The organism is Brachyspira sp. G79 (assembly GCF_002379365.1).
GTDB lineage: Bacteria > Spirochaetota > Brachyspiria > Brachyspirales > Brachyspiraceae > Brachyspira.
Genome location: NZ_JQIU01000008.1, coordinates 1,926,978 through 1,932,329, shown reverse-complemented (window position 1 = coordinate 1,932,329; position 5,352 = coordinate 1,926,978). Strand labels below are relative to the sequence as shown.

5 protein-coding genes are annotated in these 5,352 nt (G+C 27.8%); 4 read left to right on the top strand and 1 reads right to left on the bottom strand.

All coding sequences use genetic code 11. The annotated features are described in order from the left end of the window. Positions 1-150 precede the first annotated feature (150 nt). A complete protein-coding gene (locus tag KQ44_RS09915; protein WP_096737259.1) occupies positions 151-408 on the top strand; it encodes a hypothetical protein in 258 nt (85 codons plus the stop codon). Between the two features lie 86 nt (positions 409-494). Here KQ44_RS09915 and KQ44_RS09910 read toward each other — a convergent pair whose 3' ends face one another. Continuing rightward, entirely contained in the window at positions 495-1,322 is an 828-nt protein-coding gene (locus KQ44_RS09910) for a CAP domain-containing protein (protein ID WP_096737258.1), read from the bottom strand. 186 nt (positions 1,323-1,508) lie between these two features. Here KQ44_RS09910 and KQ44_RS09905 point away from each other — a divergent pair, with 186 nt between their 5' ends. The 3 genes from KQ44_RS09905 to KQ44_RS09895 all read left to right on the top strand — a co-directional run bounded on the left by KQ44_RS09905 (position 1,509) and on the right by KQ44_RS09895 (position 5,079). Next, entirely contained in the window at positions 1,509-3,068 is a 1,560-nt protein-coding gene (locus tag KQ44_RS09905) for an NAD(P)-dependent oxidoreductase (RefSeq protein ID WP_096737257.1), read from the top strand. A 35-nt stretch (positions 3,069-3,103) separates the two neighbouring features. Further along, positions 3,104-4,051, top strand: coding sequence for an EFR1 family ferrodoxin (locus KQ44_RS09900; RefSeq protein ID WP_096737256.1), 948 nt, complete (start codon positions 3,104-3,106; stop codon positions 4,049-4,051). A 92-nt stretch (positions 4,052-4,143) separates the two neighbouring features. Then, positions 4,144-5,079, top strand: coding sequence for a hypothetical protein (locus tag KQ44_RS09895; protein WP_096737255.1), 936 nt, complete (start codon positions 4,144-4,146; stop codon positions 5,077-5,079). Positions 5,080-5,352: the final 273 nt, after the last annotated feature.

The window sequence follows — 5,352 nt, the reverse complement described above, 5'->3', positions numbered from 1 at the left end:
AAAATTAATAAAAAAGCATTATGCATAAAATTTTATTATTTTTTGTTATTTTTTTATTAAAAAAATTATTTGCGACATTTTCTGTCGCTGCATCGTATTATATTTTTGTTAGTTATTTTATAAAATTATGGAGGTATTAATAATATATATATGACTTTAATAGTTCTTATAGTTTTTTCATTAGCTGCATTAGTAATTATTTTATTTATGTTTGAAGATTTTTTAGATTTGCTTACTGATATTATATTAATGCTTCTTACATGTTTATTTGTGTTTTTCTACAGTATATGCTTCTTGATTGCTGATGTTTTTTATGTATTTATAGCGGATTATGTTTTTGCTTTTGTTAATTTTATTTTTATAAGACCTTTTGTTCATTTTTATAAGCGTTTATTTTTAAGACAATAGTTATTTTTATCATTTTCTCACTAATAAAAAAGGGCAGCATTAAATTATTATGCTGTCCTTATTTTTATTATTGTTTAGTAATATAATCAGTCTGTAAATATTTGAACCCAATATATTCTATTATTGTATTCAAAAACACCTACGCCTATTTTTCCAAAACTTTTATTAAGTATATTTGCTCTATGACCTTTAGAATTAAGCCAAGAGTTCATAACATCATCAGCATCTACCTGACCATTTGCTATATTCTCTCCAGCTGTTTTGTAAGTGATATTATATTCTTTTAATATAGTAGAAAATGCCGTTTTATTAGGTCTTGTATGAGAAAATAAAGTCTTTAACTCTTCGGCTCTTTTTTGTGCTGCCTCGCTTAGTTTACTGTCAAGCGATAATGAAACAGATACATTATTTTGTTTTCTCGCTTCATTGCATAATTCAGTTACTCTTTCTCTCTCTTTTTGTATATTTAATTCTCTTTTTATTATATCACCATTTCTTGAAGAGACATAAATCATAACCCAATATTTTTTGCCGCCTTTTTCATAAACTCCTGCAGCAGCATGTGTAAATGTTTTATTTAATACCAAACTCTTCTGGCTTTTCATTATCTGATTAAATATTTCTTCAGCAGTCATATTTGCTATAATAGAGCCTTCAGAGTATGATGCAAATTGTATATTATTGTCTTGGAGGGCTGTTGATTTTCTTATACCTTCTGCTATTTCTTTTGCTCTTTGGTTTGCTGCATTTTGTAATTGAGGTTCTGTTTTGTATTCATTAAGAGATGATTTTTTTCTTTCACTATTCATTAGAGTTAATAATTTTATTGCTTCATCACTATTTTGTGAAAAAGATGTTTGAGCATAAATAATAAAACTAAATAATACTAAAGATAATATTTTTAATGCCTTCATTTTTTTGATACCTCTAAACACTTTATTTACAAATTTTTTTTTCAATATATAATATCTAAAATAAAAAAACTATTTATATATGTTTATGTAAAAATAATAATGAATTAATTAAAAAGCATTAAACTTGAAATTTTTAATTGATATTTAAGTATTTGAAGTTTATTGATATTAATAGAGGATAATAATATGAAATATACAATAGCCTTGACAGGTGCTACTGGAAACATGGGACTTGAAACATTAAGACAATTAATGGAGATAGATGATATTAAATTAGTAAAGGTACTTGTAAGAAAAGAAAGTAAGAAAGCTGCTGATAAGTTTAAAAGGCAGTATGGAGATAGAGTTGAAATTATTATAGGATATTTGTATGAGAGAGATGACTGCGTAAAATTATTAAAAGATTGTAATTATGTACTTAATCTTGCGGCAGTTATACCTCCTAATTCTGACAAATACCCAAAACTTGCACATCTAACTAATTTTGTAGGCGTTAAACATATTGTAGATATATTAGAAGAAATGCCTAAAGAAAAACGCCCAAAACTTGTACATATATCAACAGTAGCTCTTTACGGCAACCGCAATGAAAAGCACCCTTGGGGGAGAGTTGGGGATCCTTTATTAATAAGTCCTTATGATGCATATTCTTTTTCAAAATTAAAAGGCGAAAGATATGTTCTTGATTCATCATTAGAAAATAGGGCTATAATAAGGCAAACTGCTATGCTTCATAACAGAATGCTTACTGACAATATGAGTGACGGACTTATGTTCCATACTTGCTATAATGCTCCTCTTGAATGGGCTACTGCAAGAGACAGCGGGCTTTTAATGAAGAGAATTATTGAAGAGGATATTAAAGGAAAATTAGACGATTATTTTTGGAAAGGCTGTTTCAATTTGGGAAGCAAGGCTGAAAATAGGCTTGTGGGATATGACACTTTTAATGATGGTTTCAAACTTATTGGAGGCTCTACAAAAAAATATATGAAGCCTAATTGGAATGCTATACGTAATTTTCATGGGCTTTGGTATTATGACGGATACAAATTAGAAGAATTATTTTCTTATCAAAAAGAGTCTGTTACAGATTATTGGAATGAGATAGGGAAAACACATTGGTATTATGCTTTCGGTAAACTTGTGCCGCCTTCTATAATATCATTTTTTGCTATACAAAGACTTTTATCACACCCTAACTCTCCTACATATTGGAGAAAAAACGGAGAGAAAGGTAAAGTTATAGCGACATTTGGAGGCGAAGAGGCTTTTGATAATTTGCCTAAAAAATGGGAAGATTTTAATTTGCTTTTTGAAAATAAAGATTCCAAAGGAAATTATATAGACTATAAGGCTTTGCTTGATATAAAAAATGCCGAACTTCTTAATCATGGCTATGATGAAAATAAAAAAGATAGTGAAATAGATTTGGAAGATTTGAAAAAAGCTGCAGAGTTTAGAGGTGGAAAACTTTTAAGCACTAGCATGACTAAAGGAGATTTGCATACAAAATTAAGATGGTCTTGTGCTGAAGGACATGAATTTGAAGCGTCTGCATTTACTGTTATAAAAGCTGGTCATTGGTGTATGGAATGCATGCCAGATTATACTTGGAATTTTGATATTCTATCGAAAAAAAATCCTTTCTTTGCTCAGGTTTGGTATGATTCGCATGAGAAAGATGAGAATATGCTTTATTATTTTGATGAAGACTTTAAGGCTCATTACAAAAAAATTAATTAATAGTAATAATAAAATAATTTATAAAGGTAATAAATATGTCTGAAAATAAAAAGGCTGTAATATACTGTTTTTCTGGTACTGGAAATACTGAAAAAGTTGCTAGAGAATATAAAAAAATATTTGAAGAAAACGGCGTTGAAACTTTACTTTATAATGTAAGTGATAATTTTGATGATATGCCTAATATTAAAGATTATGATTATGCAGGTATTGCTTATCCTATACATGGATTTAATGCCCCTTATCCCATTTTTGATTTGATAAAACTTTTTCCTAAATTTGAAAATGAGAAGAAAAAAATATTTATTATAAAAACATCAGGAGAGCCTCTAACTATTAATAATATATCTTCAGAGCCTTTGATGGCAAGACTTAAAAATAAAGGATATATTCTTACTAATGAATATCATTATGTAATGCCTTATAATATAATATTTAGACATACTGATGAGTTTGCAGCCAAGATGTGGAAAACTGCTAAGGCTTTATGCGTAATAGAAGCTAATGAAGTTTTGAACGGAAGAGAGAGTTTTTTAAAGAAATTTCCTTTCGGAAGATTTATAGCATTTTTATTTAGAATAGAGCATCCTGCTATGAAAGTTAATGGTCATTTATTTAAAGTAAAAAAGATTTGCACTCATTGTAACTTATGTGTTAAGAAATGTCCTGTTCATAACATTTACAATGATGAAAAAGGCGATATAAAGTTTAAAAACAAATGTGTAATGTGTACAAGCTGTTCATTCAGATGTCCTGTTGATGCCATAAGAATAGGTATTTTGGATTTTTGGCGTGTTAATGGCGTTTATAAATTCGAAAATCCTCCTACAGGTATAAAAACTAAAAATGATGCTTACTGCAAAAAGGCTTATGAGAGATATTTTGCCAATGCTGATAAAAAGATACAGGATTATGCCCTTAGTTCTAAAGAAGAATATAAACAAAAATCATACTATAAAAATATAGAAAATTATATAGCATAATACTTATTATACAATTATTTGTTCTAACGCTTTTTTTGTATTTTCCGATAAATGAGAATAAACAATATTAAAAAATAGTTTTGGAGCAAAAAATGATTAAACAATCTTTAGCAGTTCTCTTAGTGATTTTATTGTCCTTTGCAGTATCTTGTCAGAAACCGAATAATCAAAATAATTTGGAAGAGGATTATATTGAGGAGATAGAAAAAGAGTATCAAAACTCATCAAGCAATGATGTAGTAGTAGAAACTAACGATTATACTGATGATTATATTATGTCTAATAATGATAATACTCAGATAAACAATAATCCTAATAATAATTATCAGGCAAATAATAATAGTTCAGTAAAAGATACTTATTCAAGTTCTTCTTCTTCAAGCAGTTCTGTTAATGCTAAAAGAAGACCGCCTTTAAAAGCTACTATAGATACTTTTTACAGCCCTTGGACTTCTAAAGATGACCCTCTAATTATTAGAGAAATAAGAGTTATGATAGCAAATAATGAGTATACTCAGGCTTTAGATTATATTAATAAATTAGATTTTAATAATCTGCCTGCTGATGTAGATGTTGGTCAGCTATATCAATTTAAAGGAATAGTGCATTATTTTCTTGCTAAAGGCGGTTATAAATCAAACAATATTGTAGTTAGAAGTAATATTATTTCAGCTGATGAATGTTTTAAAAAAGTGGAAGGACTTACAAAAATAGAAAAGTTTAAACCTCTTTCATTATTATGGAATGGCATGCTTTATCAAACTTATTCTAATAATGAAACAGAACTTCAGGAGGCTATAAGTTTATTTGACAGAGTAATTACTGAATATCCTAGAACTAGATTTGCTAATGATGCAGTATTTTATAAAGCAGTAACTATGAAAAAATTAGGAATGCCAGAAAATGAATATAATGATCTTTTCCTCTCTATAAAAAGAGGAGGATTTGTTGATACTTTGGTATTCTCCCAAATTATAAATGACTATGTTCCTGCTAATGATTTAGTTGATAAAGAGATGGTAAAATAATTCAGCTATTATAAAAGTTGGCTAAAGAGATGTAAAAAATTATTATTGTTGATTTTTATATTTTATAGTGATAACCTAATTCTATATAGGTTATCACTTTTTATTAATATAATTATATATTTTCATCTTTAATCAAATTATTAAACGGCATTCTTTAATATACTGTGATTTTATCATTATCTCTGTAATTACTCTCAGATATTGTATCAGTATATTGCAGTACTATAGAATATGAAATTACAGTTTTTTTATAACATTCTGACATAGTTTTTT

Bases quoted from the DNA above. Each gene is read 5' to 3' on its own strand.
- KQ44_RS09915 (WP_096737259.1), top strand. From the start codon at position 151: ATGACTTTAATAGTTCTTATAGTTTTTTCATTAGCTGCATTAGTAATT.
- KQ44_RS09910 (WP_096737258.1), bottom strand. From the start codon at position 1,322: ATGAAGGCATTAAAAATATTATCTTTAGTATTATTTAGTTTTATTATT.
- KQ44_RS09905 (WP_096737257.1), top strand. From the start codon at position 1,509: ATGAAATATACAATAGCCTTGACAGGTGCTACTGGAAACATGGGACTT.
- KQ44_RS09900 (WP_096737256.1), top strand. From the start codon at position 3,104: ATGTCTGAAAATAAAAAGGCTGTAATATACTGTTTTTCTGGTACTGGA.
- KQ44_RS09895 (WP_096737255.1), top strand. From the start codon at position 4,144: ATGATTAAACAATCTTTAGCAGTTCTCTTAGTGATTTTATTGTCCTTT.